This is a genomic window from Mycobacterium kubicae, from assembly GCF_015689175.1.
In the GTDB taxonomy this organism is placed as follows: Bacteria; Actinomycetota; Actinomycetes; order Mycobacteriales; family Mycobacteriaceae; genus Mycobacterium; species Mycobacterium kubicae.
This window is the reverse complement of sequence record NZ_CP065047.1, coordinates 3,800,150-3,817,853: the sequence shown is the minus strand read 5'-3', so window position 1 is coordinate 3,817,853 and position 17,704 is coordinate 3,800,150. Positions and strand designations below refer to the sequence as shown.

The following is a 17,704-nucleotide window of genomic DNA, read 5'->3' as shown; positions in this document are numbered from 1 at the left end:
ATCGTGGGGTGACCGAGGTATCGCCGCTGCACCTGGTGCTGGGGGACGAGGAACTGCTGATCGAGCGGGCCGTGGCCGAGGTGCTCCGGGCAGCCCGCAAGCGGGCCAGTCGCGGCTCGGCCATCGACGACGTCCCGGTCAGCCGGATGCGCGCTGGTGACGTCAGCACCTACGAGCTCGCCGAACTGCTGAGCCCGTCGCTGTTCGCCGAGGAGCGCATCGTGGTTCTCGAGGCGGCGGGTGAAGCAGGCAAGGACGCGGCTGCGTTGATCGCCTCGGCCGCGGCCGACCTCCCTGCGGGAACGGTGCTCGTGGTGGTGCATTCCGGCGGCGGGCGGGCCAAAGCGCTGGCTGCTGAACTGAAGTCGCTGGGGGCTCAGGTGCACCCGTGTGCGCGGATCACCAAGGCCAGCGAACGGGCCGACTTCGTCCGCCGGGAATTCCGCGCACTGCGGGTCAAGGTCGACGACAAGACGGTGACAGCGTTGCTCGACGCCGTCGGCTCCGATTTACGGGAACTGGCGTCAGCGTGTTCTCAGCTGGTTGCCGACACCGGCGGCCAGGTCGACGCCGCCGCGGTGCGGCGCTACCACAGCGGCAAAGCCGAGGTGAAGGGCTTTGATATCGCTGACAAAGCCGTCGCCGGCGATGTCGAAGGAGCGGCCGAGGCGCTGCGCTGGGCGATGATGCGCGGTGAGCCGCTGGTGGTACTGGCCGATGCGCTGGCCGAGGCCGTGCACACCATCGGCCGGGTGGGTCCGCTGTCCGGCGACCCGTACCGGCTGGCCGGGCAGCTGGGGATGCCGCCGTGGCGGGTGCAAAAAGCGCAGAAGCAGGCGCGGCGCTGGTCGCGGGACTCGGTGGCGACCGCGATGAAGCTGGTGGCGACGCTCAACGCCGACGTGAAAGGGGCGGCCGCGGACGCGGACTATGCGCTGGAATCGGCGGTCCGCAAGGTCGCCGAACTAGTGGCCGACTGAACTCAGCGGGCTCAGCTGAGCTTGTTCAGGGACCGGGCCAGGGCCGACTTCTTGTTGGCGGCCTGGTTCTTGTGGATCACGCCCTTACTTGCGGCCTTGTCCAGTTTGCGGTTGGTCGACGCGAGCAGCTCGGTGGCCTTGTCCTTGTCGCCGGCGTGGGCGGCCTCGCGGAATGCGCGGATGGCGGTCCGCAGTGAGGACTTCACCGACTTGTTGCGCAGTCGGGCGCGCTCGTTCGTGCGGTTGCGCTTTTGCTGCGACTTGATGTTGGCCACGCGTGAGTTCCCTTTGTCCTTCGGTGTTGATTCGGCATGCGGTCAGGCGCCCCATCCGGCGCCCCTGCGACCTGACGGCCCAAGTTTGCAGTTGCCCAGGTTATCAGTCGGTTACGTTTTCGCCCAAAAGAGGAACCACTGGCCAGGTGAATTCGGCGACTGAGGCAGCATGGCAGAGGTGACTCGCGCAAACCAGCTCGCGGAGGCGAAGCGGCGGACACCGGCCCGCTTTGAACGCATCTTCGACGGTTACGACACGTCAGAGGTGTATTCCAAGGCTTTCGACGAGATGTTTGATGCCCACGGCAACGTTCGCGGACCCTACAAGGGCATCTACGCCGAGCTGGCGCCATCGGACGTCTCCGAACTGAAGGCCCGGGCCGAGGCCCTGGGCCGCGCGTTCATCGATCAGGGCATCACCTTCTCCCTGTCCGGCCAGGAGCGACCGTTTCCGCTGGACCTGGTGCCGCGAGTCATCTCCGCCGCCGAATGGACCCGGCTGGAGCGCGGGATCACTCAGCGCGTCAAGGCGCTCGAGATGTACCTCGACGACATCTACGGCGACCAGGAGATCCTGCGCGACGGCGTCATCCCGCGCCGGCTGATCACCTCCTGCGAACACTTCCACCGTCAAGCCGTGGGCATCGTCCCGCCTAACGGGGTGCGAATCCACGTCGCGGGCATCGACCTGATCCGGGATGACCGCGGTGATTTCCGGGTGCTCGAGGACAACCTGCGCTCGCCGTCGGGGGTGTCCTATGTCATGGAGAACCGGCGCACGATGGCCCGTGTCTTCCCTAACCTGTTCGCCACCCACCGGGTGCGTGCGGTGGACGATTACTCCTCACACCTGCTGCAGGCCCTGCGCAATTCGGCCGCCACCAACGAGGCCGACCCCACGGTGGTGGTGTTGACCCCCGGCGTCTACAACTCCGCCTACTTCGAGCACTCGCTGCTGGCCCGTCAGATGGGCGTCGAGCTGGTCGAGGGCCGCGACCTGTTCTGCCGCGACAACCAGGTCTACATGCGCACCACCGACGGGGAGCGGCAGGTCGACGTCATTTACCGGCGCATCGACGACGCCTTCCTGGACCCGCTGCAATTTCGCGCCGACTCGGTGCTCGGGGTCGCCGGACTGGTCAACGCCGCCCGCGCCGGCAATGTCGTCATCTCCAGCGCGATCGGCAACGGCGTCGGCGACGACAAACTCGTCTACACCTACGTGCCGACCATGATCGAGTACTACCTGCGCGAGAAGCCGCTGCTGGCCAACGTGGAGACACTGCGGTGCTGGCTCGACGACGAGCGCGAGGAGGTCCTCGACCGCATCCGCGAGCTGGTCATCAAGCCGGTCGAGGGTTCCGGCGGCTACGGCATCGTGTTCGGGCCCGACGCCTCCGACAAGGAGCTGGCCACCGTCAGCAAGAAGATCCGCGACGACCCGCGCAGCTGGATCGCGCAGCCCATGATGGAACTGTCCACGGTGCCCACCCGCATCGAGGACAAACTGGCGCCGCGCTACGTCGATCTGCGGCCCTTCGCGGTCAACGACGGCAACGACGTGTGGGTGCTGCCCGGCGGGCTGACCCGGGTGGCCCTGGTCGACGGTTCCCGGGTGGTCAACTCCAGCCAGGGCGGCGGCTCCAAGGACACCTGGGTGTTGGCGCCGCGGACGTCGACCAGCGCCCGGGAACTGGGTGCCGCGGAGGTGGTGCGCTCGCTGCCGGTGACCGACGGCCACCCTGACGGCGCCCGGCCGGACCAGACCTCCGCGCAGCATGGCGAACAGCCCAAGCAGCGACAGCAGCAGGCGATGCGCTGATGCTCGCTCGCAACGCCGAAGCGCTGTTCTGGATCGGCCGCTACGTCGAGCGCGCCGACGACACCGCCCGCATCCTGGACGTCGCCGTACACCAACTGCTCGAGGATTCCAGCGTCGATCCCGACCACGCATCCCGGCTGCTGTTGCAGGTGTTGGGCATTCAACCGCCCGACCACGAGCTCGACGTGTGGTCGTTGACCGACCTGGTCGCCTTCAACCCCAACACCCAGGGCGGTTGTTCGATCGTCGACGCGATCTCGGCGGCTCGGGAGAACGCCAGATCCGCGCGTGAAGTGACCTCCAGCGAGACCTGGGAATGCATCAACACCACCTACCACGCGCTGCCCGAACGGGAACGGGCCGCCAAGCGCTTGGGCCCGCACGAATTCCTGTCGTTCATCGAGGGCCGAGCGGCGATGTTCGCCGGTCTGGCCGATTCCACCCTGTCCCGCGACGACGGGTACCGGTTCATGGTGCTCGGTCGCGCGATCGAGCGGGTCGACATGACCGTGCGGCTGCTGCTGTCGCGGGTGGGGGACAGCGCGTCCTCACCGGCGTGGGTGACCCTGCTGCGCTCGGCCGGCGCGCACGACACTTACCTGCGCACCTACCGCGGCGTGCTGGATGCGGCGCGGGTGGTGGAGTTCATGATGCTCGACCGGCTCTTCCCGCGTTCGGTCTACTACTCGCTGAAGCTGGCCGAACACAACCTCGACGAGCTGATGCACAATCCGCAGAGCCGGATCGGGGCCACCACCGAAGCGCAGCGATTGCTCGGGCAGGCGCGCAGTGAACTGGAGTTCGTGCAACCCGGCGTCTTGCTGGAATCGCTGGAGACCCGGCTGGCCGGCCTGCAGCAAACCTGCCACGCCGTCGGAGATGCGCTGGCGGTGCAGTATTTTCACGTCGCGCCGTGGGTCGCGTGGTCAGATGTGGGCCAGCGCGGCCTGTCGGTCACCAAGCCGGGGGAGTCCTGATGTGGCGGATGCGGGTGGTTCATACAACCGGGTACGCCTACCAGTCCCCGGTGACCGCCTCCTACAACGAAGCCCGCCTGACCCCGCGCTCGAACACTCGACAAAACGTCATCCTCAACCGCGTCGAGACCGTTCCGGCCACCCGCTCCTACCGCTACGTCGACTACTGGGGCACCGCGGTCACAGCGTTCGACCTGCACGCTCCGCATCTGGAGCTGACCGTCACGTCGTCCTCGGTGGTCGAGACCGAGCGTCCGGAACCCCCGGCGGCCAAAGCGAGCTGGGCTGAGCTGGAATCGCCCGCGGTCATCGACCGGTTCGACGAGGTGTTGCGCCCCACTTCCTACACCCCGGCCAGTAAACGGGTCGCGGCCGTGGGCAAGCGGATCATGAAGGCACACGATCCCAGCGAAGCCGTCATCGCCGCGGCGCAGTGGGTCCGCGGCGAACTGGACTACCTACCGGGCACCACCGGAGTCAACTGGTCGGGACTGGACGCCCTGGAACAGGGCCAAGGTGTCTGCCAGGACTTTGCGCACTTGAACCTGATGCTGTTGCGCAGCATGGGAATTCCCGCTCGATACGTCTCCGGATACCTGCACCCCGTCGGTGACGCGGCCGTCGGCAAGACGGTTGAAGGGCGCAGCCACGCCTGGATCCAGGCGTGGACGGGAGGCTGGTGGTACTACGACCCCACCAATGACACCGACATCACCGAGCAGTACGTCAGCGTGGGGGCCGGCCGCGACTACGCGGACGTGTCCCCGCTCAAAGGCATCTACTCCGGGCAAGGGGCTACCGACCTCGACGTGGACGTGGAGATCACCCGGCTCGCATAGGAGCTTTCGGCGGCCGGTCGCCGGCTACTGGTGGCCGAGCAAGGACTGGACGGGCGCATTGACCGCCCCGGAGGCGATCTGCGCGGCGTTGGCGGCTTCGGAGGTGGCGTACGCACCCGCGCCGCTGATCAGGTTCTGCACGATCTGGTCGTGCACGGCCGCCATCTGGCTGCCGATGGCCTGGTATTCCTGCGCGTGCGTTCCGAACAGGGAGGCCACCAGCGCCGAAACCTGGTCGGCAGCCGCCGGGGGCACCTCGGTGGTGTCGGCGGCGATGTTGGAGTTCACCTCAGCGATTGAGTTGCCGATGCCAGCCAGGTCGGCAGCCTTCGCCAGCATTGCCTCCGGCCCCGACACTACGTAGGACATCCGGCACCTCTCATCAAGACAACCTGGCTTTGCCCGATTGTGAGCCCGATCATCAGATGGTATGGCGATACGGGCGCCCCGTCCCAGGTTTAACCGACATTCTACCGACGGATTGGCGTGGACACTTGCCTCAATCACAATCTGCCTCGGCCTGCTGTTCGACGGGCTGGCCGTCGGCGTCGCAATGGGCGGCATGCTGCCGCTGCCGTACGGCCCGGCGGCTGCGGTGGTGGGCTATGTGCGCGCCGAACCGGTCGCGGTGCAGACCATCGCGACCTCGGTGTTCGTGTCGTCGGTGCCGCTTGCGGTCTTCGCCGCAGCGGCTGCGGCCCGATTGCGCCAGCTCGGTGTCTGCGTGCCGCTGACGACGGTCGCCCTGGTCGGCGGGGCCCTGGCGGCGGGCGCGTTGGGTCTGACCGGCCTGCTGGGTTGGACGCTGTCGCGGCGCGACGTCACCACCGACGCGGCGCTAATTCGAGCGATCTATTACCTGGCGTTTCTCATCGGCGGTCCGGGTCACCTGGTCGCGCTGGGTCTGCTGGTCGCCGCCATCGCCCTGCCCGGACGGGCCCGGGCGCTGTTGCCCGCCCCGGTGGCCTGGGCGGGGCTGGCTGTTGCCCTGGGTGCCGAGCTGACCGCCCTGGTCCTGGTATGGCCGCCGCTGGGGCCGCTGCTGCCGGTGGCGCGGGCGTCGGCACTGGTCTGGCTCCTGGTGGCCGGCGCCTTACTGCCGCGGGCGCACTTGCACTCGGAGTAAGTCGTCGCCGAGTGCGATCTGGCCACTGAACTCGGTGGCGGCCAACGCCCGCCACTGCTCCTCTTGTCCGGGCGCCAGCGGCGGCACGTAATGGGTCAGGATCAACGTGCTGACCCCGGCTCGCTGCGCGGTTGCGGCGGCTTCCTGCACCGACGAGTGGTAATCGCACACGTCTTTGATGCGCTGCTGCGGTACTCGGCTCAGGATGTCTTTGCGAATCGCGGTGTGCACCAACGCATCCGCGCCGGCTGCCAATTGGTCGAGGGTGGCGCACGGCACCGTGTCGCCGGCCAGCACCACCGCCGCGCCGGCTGCTTCGACGCGGAATCCGATGGTCGGCGCCACCGGCCGGTGATCGGTGGGGGCCACCCGGATCGTCACGCCGTCGCGGTCCCAGGCCTGTCCCTCGGTGTACTCGTGCACGTCGATCGGCGGTGGGGCGGTCAGGTCGGCGTGGTGGGCGATGCGATAGCTGATGTCGTGCCCGAAAGCCTTGAGCATGGCCTGTACCACCTCAGTGGTGCCGGGTGGCCCGATGATGGGCAGGGGTGTGGGGTCAGGCGCGAAGTCGGTCACCCAGCGGGTGATGAGCAGATCGCCGAGTTCGGCGATGTGATCGCTGTGTAAGTGGGTGAGCAGCAGGGCCGACAGTCCCGCCGCACCCACGCCGGCGGCGGTGGCGCGTTGCAGCACGCCGCGTCCGCAGTCGACCAAGAACACCTATCCGCCGGCCCGGACCAGCGTCGCCGGTCCGGCGCGGTTGGCGTCGGGGATCGGGCTTCCGGTTCCCAGCAACGTGACCTCGATCATGGGCTTATCTTCGCAAGCCGCAGCGGTGCTCAGTGGCCGATCGTGGTGTTTGGTGGCTTCCGCGCCACGAGAGATAGCCGTAGCCTGGTGTGAACTAGGTCACCACCCGGGCGGGAGGGTTTGATGCGGATCGCGGACGTCTTGCGGAACAAGGGTGCGGCGGTGGTGACGATCAACCCGGATGCGACCGTCCGGGAACTGCTTGCCGGCTTGGCCGAACAGAACATCGGCGCCATGGTGGTGGTCGGCGCCGAAGGTGTGGTAGGCATCGTCTCCGAACGAGATGTGGTGCGGGAGCTGCATACACACGGCGCCAGCGTGCTATCGCGTCCGGTCTCGAAGATCATGACCAGTGACGTCGCCACCTGCACGAAAAACGACACCGTGGACGCCATCAGCGTGTTGATGACCGAGAACCGGGTGCGCCACGTGCCGGTCCTCGACGAGAACAAACTGATCGGCATCGTCAGCATCGGCGACGTGGTGAAGACCCGGATGGGTGAACTCGAGGCCGAACAACAGCAGCTGCAGTCCTACATCACCCAGGGCTGAGCCGCCCCGGGGTTCGGCCGGCGTCGACCGTGCTCTTGTGGCGTCGGGTGGGACGTGAGGGCGGCAAATGGGCCGACTGGCCGCCATGCGCGCACACTCGACGCCGCTGATACCCGCCCGAGCGAGCGGCTGACTAGCGCCAGGAGTACTCGGCGCGCAGTCGCGCGGCCACCACGTTGAACGTCTCCCGCGCCAGGACGGCGCCCTCGCGCCGGATGCTCTCCTCCGGCACGTCGAGCACCCGATCCAGCCGTACCCAGCTGGTCCGGCCCTCGTAATCCCAATCACCGGAACCTATTTCGACCCAGTTGCGGTCGGCGGCGTGGTCTTGCTGGCTGGACAGCATCAGGCCCAGCAGGACGTTGCGCTCTCGCCCCACCACCAGCACCGGGCGGTCCTTGCCGCGAGTGGGATCGTCCTCGTAAACCACCCAGGTCCACACGATCTCCCCTGGGTCGGCGCGGCCGTCGAGGTCGGGAGCGTAGACCACCTTTCGGGCCCGCTGCGCTGTCGGGAAGCTGGTCTTGGTCACCGGACGGCCGGCGGTGAGCTCGGCCGGCGGGGGCGGCACGGCCATGGCCATGACGTTCACCGTGACCTTGACGGCATGTTGCAGTTCACGCAGGACGGTGTGGGTGTTCTGGACGTGACGGACCAGCTTCGGAGCCTCGTTGAACACCAGGTTCTCCGCGAAACGCTGCACCGTCTTCCACTGTGACTTCCGGCTGGACGCCATGTTGGCAGCATAGACGCGCGCCGCGGACGCACCGGGACGCACAATTGTGTCCCGACTGCTCCGCGCGGATACGCTGGACATACGCACCAAGCGCCGGTTACCAGGCCGAGATCCGTCAACCAGGAGATTCCCATCAGCAGTTTCGCCGACAAAACTTTCACCCCGCCGGCAAAGATTCGGAATTTCTGCATCATCGCTCACATCGACCACGGCAAGTCGACGCTGGCCGACCGGATGCTGCAGCTCACCGGGGTAGTTGACGAGCGCTCGATGCGGGCTCAATACCTGGACCGAATGGACATCGAGCGCGAACGCGGCATCACCATCAAGGCCCAGAACGTCCGGCTGCCGTGGCGGGTCTCGGTTGATGGTCGAGACGAAGATCACGTGTTGCACCTCATCGACACCCCCGGGCACGTCGACTTCACCTATGAGGTGTCGCGCGCGCTCGAGGCCTGCGAGGGCGCGGTGCTGCTGGTGGATGCCGCCCAAGGCATCGAGGCGCAGACGCTGGCCAATTTGTACCTCGCGCTGGACCGCGACCTGCACATCATCCCGGTGCTCAACAAGATCGATTTGCCCGCCGCCGACCCGGACCGCTACGCGGGTGAGATCGCCCACATCATCGGCTGCGAGCCCGACGACGTGCTGCGCGTGTCCGGCAAGACCGGCGAGGGCGTGGCTGCGCTGCTCGACGAAGTGGTCCGACAGGTGCCGCCCCCGCAAGGCCAGGCCGACGCGCCGCTGCGCGCCATGATCTTCGACTCCGTGTACGACATCTACCGCGGCGTGGTCACCTACATCCGCGTGGTCGACGGCAAGATCAGCCCACGTGAACGGATTGCGATGATGTCCACCGGGGCCACCCACGAACTGCTCGAGGTCGGCATCGTCTCGCCCGAACCCAAGGCCAGTGAGGGGTTGGGCGTCGGCGAGGTGGGCTACCTGATCACCGGTGTGAAAGACGTCCGCCAATCCAAAGTGGGTGACACCGTCACAACGGCCCGCCATGGCGCCGCCGAGGCGCTCACCGGATACCGCGAACCCAAGCCCATGGTCTATTCCGGCTTGTATCCGGTGGACGGGTCCGATTACCCGGTGCTGCGCGACGCGCTGGACAAGTTGCAGCTCAACGACGCGGCCCTGACCTACGAGCCCGAGACCTCGGTGGCGCTGGGATTCGGGTTCCGGTGCGGCTTTCTGGGTCTGCTGCACATGGAGATCACCCGCGAACGGTTAGAGCGCGAGTTCGGTTTGGATCTGATATCGACCTCCCCGAACGTCGTCTACCGGGTGGTCAAAGAGGACGACACCGAAATCGTCGTCACCAACCCGTCGGACTGGCCGGAAGGCAAGGTCCTCACCGTGTACGAGCCCGTGGTGAAGACCACGATCATCGCGCCGAGCGAATTCATCGGCACCATCATGGAACTGTGCCAGTCGCGCCGCGGCGAGCTGGGCGGCATGGACTACCTGTCACCCGAGCGGGTGGAGCTGCGCTACACAATGCCGTTGGGGGAGATCATCTTTGACTTCTTCGACTCGCTGAAGTCGCGCACCCGCGGTTACGCCAGCCTGGACTACGAGGAAGCCGGCGAGCAGGCAGCGCAACTGGTCAAGGTGGACATCCTGTTGCAGGGTGAGGCCGTTGACGCGTTCAGTGCCATCGTCCACAAAGACGGCGCCTCGGCCTACGGCAACAAAATGACCACGAAGCTCAAAGAACTCATCCCGCGTCAACAGTTCGAAGTTCCGGTACAGGCCGCTATCGGATCGAAAATCATTGCCCGCGAGAACATCCGGGCTATCCGCAAAGATGTGCTGTCCAAGTGCTACGGCGGTGACATCACCCGCAAGCGCAAACTTCTGGAAAAGCAGAAGGAAGGCAAGAAGCGGATGAAGACCATCGGTCGGGTCGACGTGCCGCAGGAGGCCTTTGTCGCGGCGTTGTCCACCGATGCTGCGGGAGACAAAGGCAAGAAATAGCAATGGGTTTGGCCCGAACTCGCCGGCTTGCCGTGCTGGTGCTGCTGCTCGTCGTGACGCTCTGCGGCTGCACCGTCGCCATCGGCGGCGCCGCGCGTCCGGCGCAGGGCCTCAAGCCGCATCCGCTCCTCGGGGAGGCGATCAAGCCGGTGCTGCTGGATTCCGACGCGCTGACGAAGCTGTTGAACCAACCCTTCAAGGGTGACGCCAAGCTACCGCCGCGCTTCGGCGGACCGGAGAAGCTGCAAAACGGAATCGGCGCGGCCTCACCGCTGGAATGTGCCGGCGTCTCGACCATGACCGTCAAAAGTGCCTACTCGTCCGGCGACGTCAAGAACGTCGCGCGCGAATCCTGGTGGAACACAGGACCTTCGGCGAAGGTGATCAGCGTCGCCGAAGCCATCGTCGCGTTGCCCACCGCCGAGGACGCAGACACCGTCTTTGCGAAGTTCACCGAGCAGTGGAACGGCTGCAACGGCACCACCGTCACCATCGACGGTGGCACCCTGAGTTTCACCGACGAGGTCACCGACGTGCGCGTCGACAATTCTGTACTTGCGGCAACGGTTTTCGTTCAGTTGTCCGGGTCGCCAACGGGCAAGCGGCCTGAAGCGCGGGCCATCGGCGTCCGCAACAACTGCCTTGTGGAGGTAGAGATCTCGTTCTTCAGCACCCAAGACCCGTCGAGTCAGGGGTCTGGGGATCCGCATACCAGCGCAGTGGACCTTGCCCACGTCATGATGGACAAGATCAGCGCGCTGAGCTGAGGGTCCTATACGGGCAGATTGGCGGGCTGGAAAGATCCGGAACCGTCGGCTTCCTCTTCGGCCCGAATCACGTGCACCACCGCGTTGATCAGCGCCAGGTGGGTGAACGCCTGCGGGAAGTTGCCCAGGTGCCGCCCGGTGCGTGGCTCGATCTCCTCGGCGTAGAGGTGCAACGGGCTGGCGAAGGACAACAGTCGCTCGCACAACCGCTTGGCCCGCCGCACCTCGCCGATCTCGACCAGCGCTGACACCAACCAGAAGGAACAGATCGTGAAGGTGCCTTCTTCGCCGGACAAGCCGTCGTCGGTCTCCTCGACCCGGTAGCGCAGCACCAGGCCGTCCTCGGTGAGTTCGTCGGCGATGGCCAGCACGGTGTTGCGCACCCGCGGGTCGTCGGGCGGCAGGAACCGCGTCAGCACCACCAGCAGCAGCGAAGCATCCAACGCATCGTCGCCGTAGCGCTGGGTGAACACCCCCCGCGAGTCCACCCCGTGCTTGAGGATGTCGTCCTTGATCTCCTCGGCGATGTCGCGCCATTGCTGGGCGTAGCTCTTCTCGCCCTGCCGCTCGGCCAGCTTGGCCCCGCGGTCCAAAGCCACCCAGCACATCACCTTCGACGACGTGAAGTGCTGCGGTTCCCCGCGCACCTCCCAGATGCCGCGGTCGGGCTCACGCCAATGCTTGATCGCCTCTTCGACCTGCTTCTTCAGCACCGGCCACAACGTCTCGGGGATCTGTTCGCGGGATCTGGCGTGCAGGTAGAACGAGTCCAGGATCGAGCCCCAGATGTCGTGCTGCATCTGGTTGTACGCGCCGTTGCCGATCCGCACCGGACGGGCGTGGTCGTAGCCGGATAGGTGATGCAGGTCCTCCTCGATCAGGCTGCGCTCACCGCCGACCCCGTACATCACCTGCAGTGGATGGCGCTCATCGCTGTTGGCGCCCGACACGTCGGCGATGAACGCGAAGAAATCGTCGGCTTCGCGGTTCAGGCCCAGGGTGTACAGGCCCCACAGCGCGAACGTCGAATCCCGCACCCAGGCGTAGCGGTAGTCCCAGTTGCGTTCGCCCTGTGGCGTTTCGGGTAGCGACGTGGTGCTGGCCGCCAGCAGCGCCCCGGTCGGGGAGTAGGTCAATCCTTTGAGGGTGAGCGCGCTGCGCTGCAGGTAGGCCCGCCAGGGGTGGTCGGGGAAGTTGCCGATGTTGATCCACTGCCGCCAGCACTCGGTGGTCTGCCACATCTTGTGCGCGGCTTCTTCGTAGGTTTGTGGCGCCGGGTGCTTGGTCCAGCTCAGGGCGACAAACACGTCGTCGCCCTCCTTCATCCGGGTGCGGGCCCGGGCTTCGCGTCCTTCCAGGCCGATCCGCAGGTTGGTGGTCAGCCGCAGGGTCGGGTGCGCGTCCGGGTCTCTGCTGGCGCGGGCGATGGCCTCGCCGTAGGCGTGCGCCGAGTACTCCCAGGTAGCGCCCACCCGGTGGTAGTCGAACGCCGGTTCGCAGCTCATCATCAATTCGACGGTGCCGCTGACACACCGCACCGTGCGCAGCAGGATGTGCTCGGCGTCCCAGTCCATCGGGGTGCGCCGGTGGGTTCGTGAGCGCCGGTCGATGTCGTGCCAGGGGCCCATCACCAGCGCGTCGCGCACGATCAGCCAACCGGTGTGGGTTTGCCAGGTGGTTTCCATGATCAGGCTGCCCGGCAGGTAGCGCCGGGCCGACGGCACCGAGACGCCGTACGGGCCTAACCGGAAATGGCCCGCGCTGCGGTCCAGGATCGCGCCGAACACGCTGGGGGAGTCCGGCCGGGGCACGCACATCCATTCCACCGACCCGGCCGGCGAGATCAGGCAGGTCGTCTCCCAGTCCGACAGGAACGCGTAGTCGGCGATCGGCGGGAACGGGTTGCGCGACGACTGTGTGGCCGGGATGGGCGCCGGATGCGTCAAATCGACGTGGGTCGGTGGTGCGGCCTCCAACGCCTGATCTTCTGTTGTCTCAAGAGACTCGCTGGGCGGGTCGTCGGGCGCAGCATGCAGGACCATCCCGACATCATCATCTGTTTACCTGCCCGCCGTCCACCACAGCTACCGAGGTGTTACCTGCATGCCAACTGGCATAACTGCGCGGATTGGTTTCGATTGCCCCGCGGCATAGGGTGAGCCCGGTGAACGGGTTCTTGAATTGGTGGGACAGCGTAGAGCTGTGGCTGTCCGGGCTCCCGTTCGTATTGCAGGCGCTCGCGGTGATGCCGGTGGTGCTGGGCTTGGCTTTTGCCGCTGCGACTGCGCTGGACGCGCTGCTCGGTAAGGGGATCGCGCTGATGCGCCGCGCTCGCAACTCCGATGAGAGGGCCGGCTAGCGATGCCCCGCTCGCACGTCACGCTGATCCTGGTCGCGCTGGTGGCGTTGGTCATCGCCGCGTGGTTGCTGGCGCACTGAGCTTGCGCGCTCGAGCGGGCCGGCGCGCGCTCGAGATGACAGCCGGATGGATTCTGTTAGGCTTCGCGCCATGCACGCAGGAACCGTTGCTGCCGAGCGCAATGCCATCGCGCTCGCCCACGGTATTCACGCGACGGTGTGCTGCGCCGCGCTCGACGTGCACTGTTGTCGCTGAACCTCATCCCCCGTCTGGTGTGGACTTGGTGAGCTTTCGGCTTTTGTGATCCATCGCCTTCCGCAGCACCGGGGACAATCCGTCACCCCGCACCGAAAGGCCATCAATGGTTAACGACACCCGACGCACGTTGCGGTGGCGCTTCGCCGTCGCGCTCGCGCTGACCGTCGGTGTTGTGGCGGGGTGTCGCGGCGGGCCCAGTGATGTCGTGGGTGGCGGCGGACTGGCCGGTGCCCACACCACGATCACGCTGGTCGCGTACTCGGTTGCCGAGCCGGGCTGGAGCAAGGTGATCCCGGCGTTCAACGGGTCCGAAGAGGGCAAAGGCGTGCAAGTCATCACCTCCTTCGGAGCCTCCGGTGACCAGTCCCGTGGGGTCGCCGAGGGAAAGCCGGCCGACCTGGTCAATTTCTCCGTCGAACCCGACATCACTCGGCTGGTCAAGTCAGGCAAGATCTCGAAGGACTGGGATACCAACGTCACCAAAGGCATTCCGTTCGGATCGGTGGTGACTTTGGTGGTCCGCAAGGGTAACCCGAAGAACATCAAGGACTGGGACGACCTGCTGCGGCCGGGGGTCGAGGTGGTCACGCCCAGCCCGCTGAGTTCCGGTTCGGCCAAATGGAATCTACTCGCCCCGTACGCCGTCAAGAGCGAAGGCGGCCACAACGGTCAAGCCGGCATAGATTTCGTCAACCGATTGGTGCGTGAACACGTGAAGCTGCGGCCGGGATCAGGACGAGAGGCCACCGATGTCTTCGTCCAGGGTAGTGGCGACGTGCTGATCAGCTACGAAAACGAGGCGATCGCCGCAGAGCGGGCCGGCAAGCCGGTGCAGCACATCACCCCGCCGCAGACCTTCAAGATCGAGAACCCCCTGGCGGTGGTGAACACCAGCCCTCACCTTGCCGCCGCCGTCACGTTCAAGAACTTCCAGTACACCGCCCCGGCGCAGAAGTTGTGGGCCCAGGCCGGATTCCGTCCGGTCGATCCCGCCGTCGCGGGGGAGTTCCGGGACCAGTTCCCGGTGCCGCTGAAACTGTGGACCATCGCCGACCTCGGCGGCTGGGCCACCGTCGACCCGCAACTCTTCGACAAGAGCGCCGGCAGCATCACCAAGATCTACACGCAGGCCACCGGATGACCGGGTCATTGTCGGGCACCAGCGTCGGCCCTGAAGCGGTCAAGGCAAAGGGTGAGCAACCCGGGACCGAGACTGGCCGCGGCATCCGGTTCGCCGGTCGGACCAACACCACTTCACTTCGGGTGGGCGTTGCGATTGTATGGCTGTCGGTCATCGTGCTGTTGCCGCTGGCAGCCATCGCGTGGCAGTCGATCGGCGGGGGCTGGAACGCTTTCCGGTTGGCTGTCACCTCGCACGCGGCGCTGGAATCGTTGCGGGTGACTCTGACGATCTCCGTCGGTGTCACCGTGCTCAACACGGTCTTCGGTCTGCTCATCGCCTGGGTGCTGGTGCGCGACGACTTCATCGGCAAACGACTCGTCGACGCCATCATCGACCTGCCGTTCGCGTTGCCGACCATCGTGGCCAGCCTGGTGATGCTGGCGCTGTACGGGGCCAGCAGCCCGGTCGGTCTGCACCTGCAGCACACCGAATGGGGTGTGGGGGTGGCGCTGGCGTTCGTCACGCTGCCGTTCGTGGTGCGCGCGGTGCAGCCGGTGCTGCTGGAGATCGATCGCGAAACCGAGGAGGCGGCGGCGTCGCTCGGGGCGAACGGCCCCAAGATCTTCACCTCGGTGGTGTTGCCGTCGCTGACGCCCGCGTTGTTGTCCGGTGCGGGACTGGCTTTTTCGCGGGCGATCGGCGAGTTCGGGTCGGTGGTGTTGATCGGTGGCGCGGTGCCGGGCAAGACCGAGGTTTCTTCGCAGTGGATCCGCACGCTGATCGAAAACGACGACCGTACCGGTGCCGCTGCAATATCCGTTGTGCTGCTGTCGATTTCGTTTGTCCTGCTGCTGATCTTGCGGCTCATCGGCGCGCGGGCGGCCAAGCGCGAGGAGATGGAGCGGTGAAGTCGTCGACCGGGGTCCGCTATCTGTTGCGGTTCACCGCATTGGGCTACATCGGTGTGCTGCTCGTCATTCCGGTGTTGGTCATCTTGTGGCGCACGTTCTCCCCTGGTTTCGGTCAGTTCTATGCCTGGGTCAGCACTCCGGCGGCGATATCGGCGCTGAACTTGTCCCTCCTGGTGGTCGCCATCGTGGTGCCGCTCAACGTGATCTTCGGTATCCCGACCGCAATGGTGTTGGCGCGTAACCGGTTCCGCGGCAAGGGAGTATTGCAAGCGGTCATCGACCTGCCGTTCGCGGTGTCGCCGGTGGTCGTGGGTGTCGCGCTCGTCTTGCTCTGGGGCGCGGCCGGGGCGCTGGGGTTTGTGGAACGCGATCTGGGTCTGAAGATCATCTTCGGCTTGCCCGGCATCGTGCTGGCCAGCATCTTTGTCACCCTGCCGTTCGTGGTCCGCGAGGTCGAACCGGTGCTGCACGAAATCGGCACCGATCAGGAGCAGGCGGCCGCAACGCTGGGTTCTGGTTGGTGGCAGACCTTTTGGCGGGTCACCCTGCCGTCCATCCGGTGGGGGTTGACCTACGGCATCGTGCTGACCGTGGCGCGCACCCTGGGGGAATACGGTGCGGTGATCATCGTGTCGTCGAACTTGCCGGGGGAGTCGCAAACGCTGACGCTCTTGGTGTCGGACCGCTATAACCGCGGGGCCGAATACGGCGCGTACGCGCTGTCAACCCTGCTGATGGTGGTCGCGGTGGTGGTTTTGATCGTCCAAGTGGTTCTCGACGCTCGCCGGGCGCGAGCTAGCAAGCACGCGTGACAAGGAGGCTAGGGGAATGACTGCCAGCCCAAATGACTATGCGATCACGGTGCGTGATGCGTATAAGCAGTATGGCGATTTCGTGGCGTTGGATCATGTGGATTTTGTGGTGCCCAGTGGGTCGTTGACGGCGTTGTTGGGGCCCAGTGGGTCGGGTAAGTCGACGTTGTTGCGCACGATCGCCGGTCTTGATCAGCCCGATAGTGGGACGGTGACGATCAATGGCCGGGATGTGACGCGGGTGCCGCCGCAGCGGCGTGGGATCGGGTTTGTGTTTCAGCATTATGCGGCGTTCAAGCATTTGACGGTGCGCGACAACGTGGCTTATGGGTTGAAGATCCGCAAGCGGCCCAAAGCTGAGATCAAGGACAAGGTTGACCATTTGTTGGAGGTGGTGGGGCTCAGCGGTTTTCACACTCGCTACCCCAATCAGCTTTCTGGTGGTCAGCGCCAGCGGATGGCGTTGGCGCGGGCGTTGGCGGTGGATCCGCAGGTGTTGTTGCTCGATGAGCCCTTTGGTGCGTTGGATGCCAAGGTGCGTGAGGATTTGCGGGCGTGGTTGCGTCGGTTGCATGACGAGGTGCATGTGACCACGGTGTTGGTCACCCATGATCAGGCTGAGGCGTTGGATGTGGCCGATCGCATCGCGGTGCTCAATAAGGGCCGCATCGAGCAGGTGGGGACGCCCACGCAGGTGTATGACGCCCCGGCGAACGCGTTCGTCATGTCGTTTTTGGGGGCGGTCTCGGCGCTCAACGGGGCGTTGGTGCGCCCGCATGACATTCGGGTGGGCCGCCGGCCCGACATGGCCATCGCCGGCGGTGACGGCACTGCCGAGTCCATCGGCGTGGTCCGGGCTACCGTCGACCGCGTGGTCACTCTGGGCTTCGAGGTGCGTGTGGAGTTGACCAACGCGGCCACCGACACCCCGTTCTCCGCGCAGATCACCCGCGGCGACGCCGAAGCGCTGGCCCTGCGTGAAGGCGACACCGTCTACGTCCGCGCCACCCGCGTCCCGGCGTTGCCCAAGGAGTCCAAGAACGCCGGCGACGACGGTGTCGACGACAAGGATCCGAGCACGCTCACCTCCGCCTGATCACGGGATGTGAGCGAGAAGTCCGACTGCGACGGCGACGAACAGTGCCACGAACAGCGCCAGGCCGATCAGGCTCACGATCATCAGCGGACTGATCCGCCGCCGAGCGGGGGGATGAGGGTTGGCGACCCCGGACGTCTGACCAGAGTCCGGTGGAGTGTCGCCGGGCTGGACGCCGCCACCAGCGTCCAGACCGGGCGTTCGCGAGGGGTCAGGATCCGGCGGCTGGGCGGTCGGCGGCTGTGCAGTCATGGGCCCACGGGTACCCGGTCGTC

17 protein-coding genes and 2 pseudogenes are annotated in these 17,704 nt (G+C 66.1%); 13 read left to right on the top strand and 6 right to left on the bottom strand.

Annotated elements, in window-relative coordinates:
- Positions 1 to 26: 26 nt before the first annotated feature.
- On the top strand, positions 27 to 980 hold the full coding sequence (gene holA, locus I2456_RS17975) for a DNA polymerase III subunit delta (RefSeq protein ID WP_139823075.1): 954 nt from the start codon (positions 27 to 29) through the stop codon (positions 978 to 980).
- A gap of 11 nt (positions 981 to 991) precedes the next feature.
- Here holA and rpsT read toward each other — a convergent pair whose 3' ends face one another.
- Entirely contained in the window at positions 992 to 1,255 is a 264-nt protein-coding gene (gene rpsT / locus I2456_RS17970; protein WP_068033505.1) for a 30S ribosomal protein S20, read from the bottom strand.
- Between the two features lie 169 nt (positions 1,256 to 1,424).
- On the opposite strand from rpsT, the gene I2456_RS17965 reads away from it, so the two are divergent.
- Genes I2456_RS17965 through I2456_RS17955 form a run of 3 tightly spaced genes read left to right on the top strand, consistent with a single transcriptional unit; the run spans position 1,425 to position 4,893 of the window.
- The gene (locus I2456_RS17965; protein WP_068161420.1) at positions 1,425 to 3,077 is read left to right on the top strand and encodes a circularly permuted type 2 ATP-grasp protein; all 1,653 of its coding nucleotides are present in this window, start codon (positions 1,425 to 1,427) and stop codon (positions 3,075 to 3,077) included.
- A complete protein-coding gene (locus I2456_RS17960; protein ID WP_068033503.1) occupies positions 3,077 to 4,054 on the top strand; it encodes an alpha-E domain-containing protein in 978 nt (325 codons plus the stop codon). The genes I2456_RS17965 and I2456_RS17960 overlap by 1 nt, the downstream gene beginning before the upstream one ends.
- Entirely contained in the window at positions 4,054 to 4,893 is an 840-nt protein-coding gene (locus I2456_RS17955; protein WP_085073347.1) for a transglutaminase family protein, read from the top strand. Before I2456_RS17960 ends, I2456_RS17955 begins: the two co-directional genes overlap by 1 nt.
- A gap of 24 nt (positions 4,894 to 4,917) precedes the next feature.
- Here the strand turns inward: I2456_RS17955 and I2456_RS17950 are convergent, their stop codons facing one another.
- Positions 4,918 to 5,262, bottom strand: coding sequence for a PE family protein (locus tag I2456_RS17950; protein WP_068033501.1), 345 nt, complete (start codon positions 5,260 to 5,262; stop codon positions 4,918 to 4,920).
- A gap of 112 nt (positions 5,263 to 5,374) precedes the next feature.
- On the opposite strand from I2456_RS17950, the gene I2456_RS17945 reads away from it, so the two are divergent.
- On the top strand, positions 5,375 to 6,019 hold the full coding sequence (locus tag I2456_RS17945; RefSeq protein ID WP_241007752.1) for a hypothetical protein: 645 nt from the start codon (positions 5,375 to 5,377) through the stop codon (positions 6,017 to 6,019).
- Here the strand turns inward: I2456_RS17945 and I2456_RS17940 are convergent.
- Positions 5,987 to 6,829 (bottom strand): annotated as a pseudogene (locus I2456_RS17940) (ribonuclease Z). The gene I2456_RS17945 and the pseudogene I2456_RS17940 overlap by 33 nt on opposite strands.
- Before the next feature lie 123 nt (positions 6,830 to 6,952).
- On the opposite strand from I2456_RS17940, the gene I2456_RS17935 reads away from it, so the two are divergent.
- A complete protein-coding gene (locus tag I2456_RS17935) occupies positions 6,953 to 7,381 on the top strand; it encodes a CBS domain-containing protein (RefSeq protein ID WP_068033499.1) in 429 nt (142 codons plus the stop codon).
- Between the two features lie 133 nt (positions 7,382 to 7,514).
- Here the strand turns inward: I2456_RS17935 and I2456_RS17930 are convergent, their stop codons facing one another.
- Positions 7,515 to 8,117, bottom strand: a complete 603-nt coding sequence (locus I2456_RS17930) for a type II toxin-antitoxin system PemK/MazF family toxin (protein ID WP_085073397.1) — start codon at positions 8,115 to 8,117, stop codon at positions 7,515 to 7,517.
- Between I2456_RS17930 and lepA the strand changes: the two are divergent.
- Together lepA and I2456_RS17920 are read left to right on the top strand one after the other, a co-directional pair.
- Positions 8,096 to 10,103: pseudogene (lepA, locus tag I2456_RS17925) on the top strand (translation elongation factor 4). The gene I2456_RS17930 and the pseudogene lepA overlap by 22 nt on opposite strands.
- A gap of 2 nt (positions 10,104 to 10,105) precedes the next feature.
- The gene (locus tag I2456_RS17920) at positions 10,106 to 10,870 is read left to right on the top strand and encodes a sensor domain-containing protein (protein ID WP_085073344.1); all 765 of its coding nucleotides are present in this window, start codon (positions 10,106 to 10,108) and stop codon (positions 10,868 to 10,870) included.
- 5 nt (positions 10,871 to 10,875) lie between these two features.
- Here the strand turns inward: I2456_RS17920 and I2456_RS17915 are convergent, their stop codons facing one another.
- Positions 10,876 to 12,846 (bottom strand): glycoside hydrolase family 15 protein, encoded by a 1,971-nt coding sequence (locus I2456_RS17915; RefSeq protein ID WP_371869975.1) that lies wholly within the window; start codon positions 12,844 to 12,846, stop codon positions 10,876 to 10,878.
- Positions 12,847 to 13,025: 179 nt separating this feature from the next.
- Here I2456_RS17915 and I2456_RS17910 point away from each other — a divergent pair, with 179 nt between their 5' ends.
- The 5 genes from I2456_RS17910 to I2456_RS17890 all read left to right on the top strand — a co-directional run bounded on the left by I2456_RS17910 (position 13,026) and on the right by I2456_RS17890 (position 17,429).
- Positions 13,026 to 13,229 carry a hypothetical protein gene (locus tag I2456_RS17910; protein ID WP_116645769.1) on the top strand — a complete coding sequence of 68 codons (204 nt, stop codon included), beginning with the start codon at positions 13,026 to 13,028 and terminating at the stop codon, positions 13,227 to 13,229.
- Between the two features lie 361 nt (positions 13,230 to 13,590).
- Positions 13,591 to 14,628, top strand: coding sequence for a sulfate ABC transporter substrate-binding protein (locus I2456_RS17905; protein ID WP_085073343.1), 1,038 nt, complete (start codon positions 13,591 to 13,593; stop codon positions 14,626 to 14,628).
- Positions 14,625 to 15,518 (top strand): sulfate ABC transporter permease subunit CysT, encoded by an 894-nt coding sequence (gene cysT / locus I2456_RS17900; RefSeq protein ID WP_085073342.1) that lies wholly within the window; start codon positions 14,625 to 14,627, stop codon positions 15,516 to 15,518. The genes I2456_RS17905 and cysT overlap by 4 nt, the downstream gene beginning before the upstream one ends.
- Positions 15,515 to 16,333, top strand: a complete 819-nt coding sequence (gene cysW / locus I2456_RS17895) for a sulfate ABC transporter permease subunit CysW (RefSeq protein WP_068033493.1) — start codon at positions 15,515 to 15,517, stop codon at positions 16,331 to 16,333. The genes cysT and cysW overlap by 4 nt, the downstream gene beginning before the upstream one ends.
- A 16-nt stretch (positions 16,334 to 16,349) precedes the next feature.
- Positions 16,350 to 17,429, top strand: coding sequence for a sulfate/molybdate ABC transporter ATP-binding protein (locus I2456_RS17890; RefSeq protein ID WP_085073341.1), 1,080 nt, complete (start codon positions 16,350 to 16,352; stop codon positions 17,427 to 17,429).
- On the opposite strand, the gene I2456_RS17885 is transcribed toward I2456_RS17890, so the two are convergent.
- Entirely contained in the window at positions 17,430 to 17,681 is a 252-nt protein-coding gene (locus I2456_RS17885; RefSeq protein WP_068161399.1) for a DUF6480 family protein, read from the bottom strand.
- Positions 17,682 to 17,704: the final 23 nt, after the last annotated feature.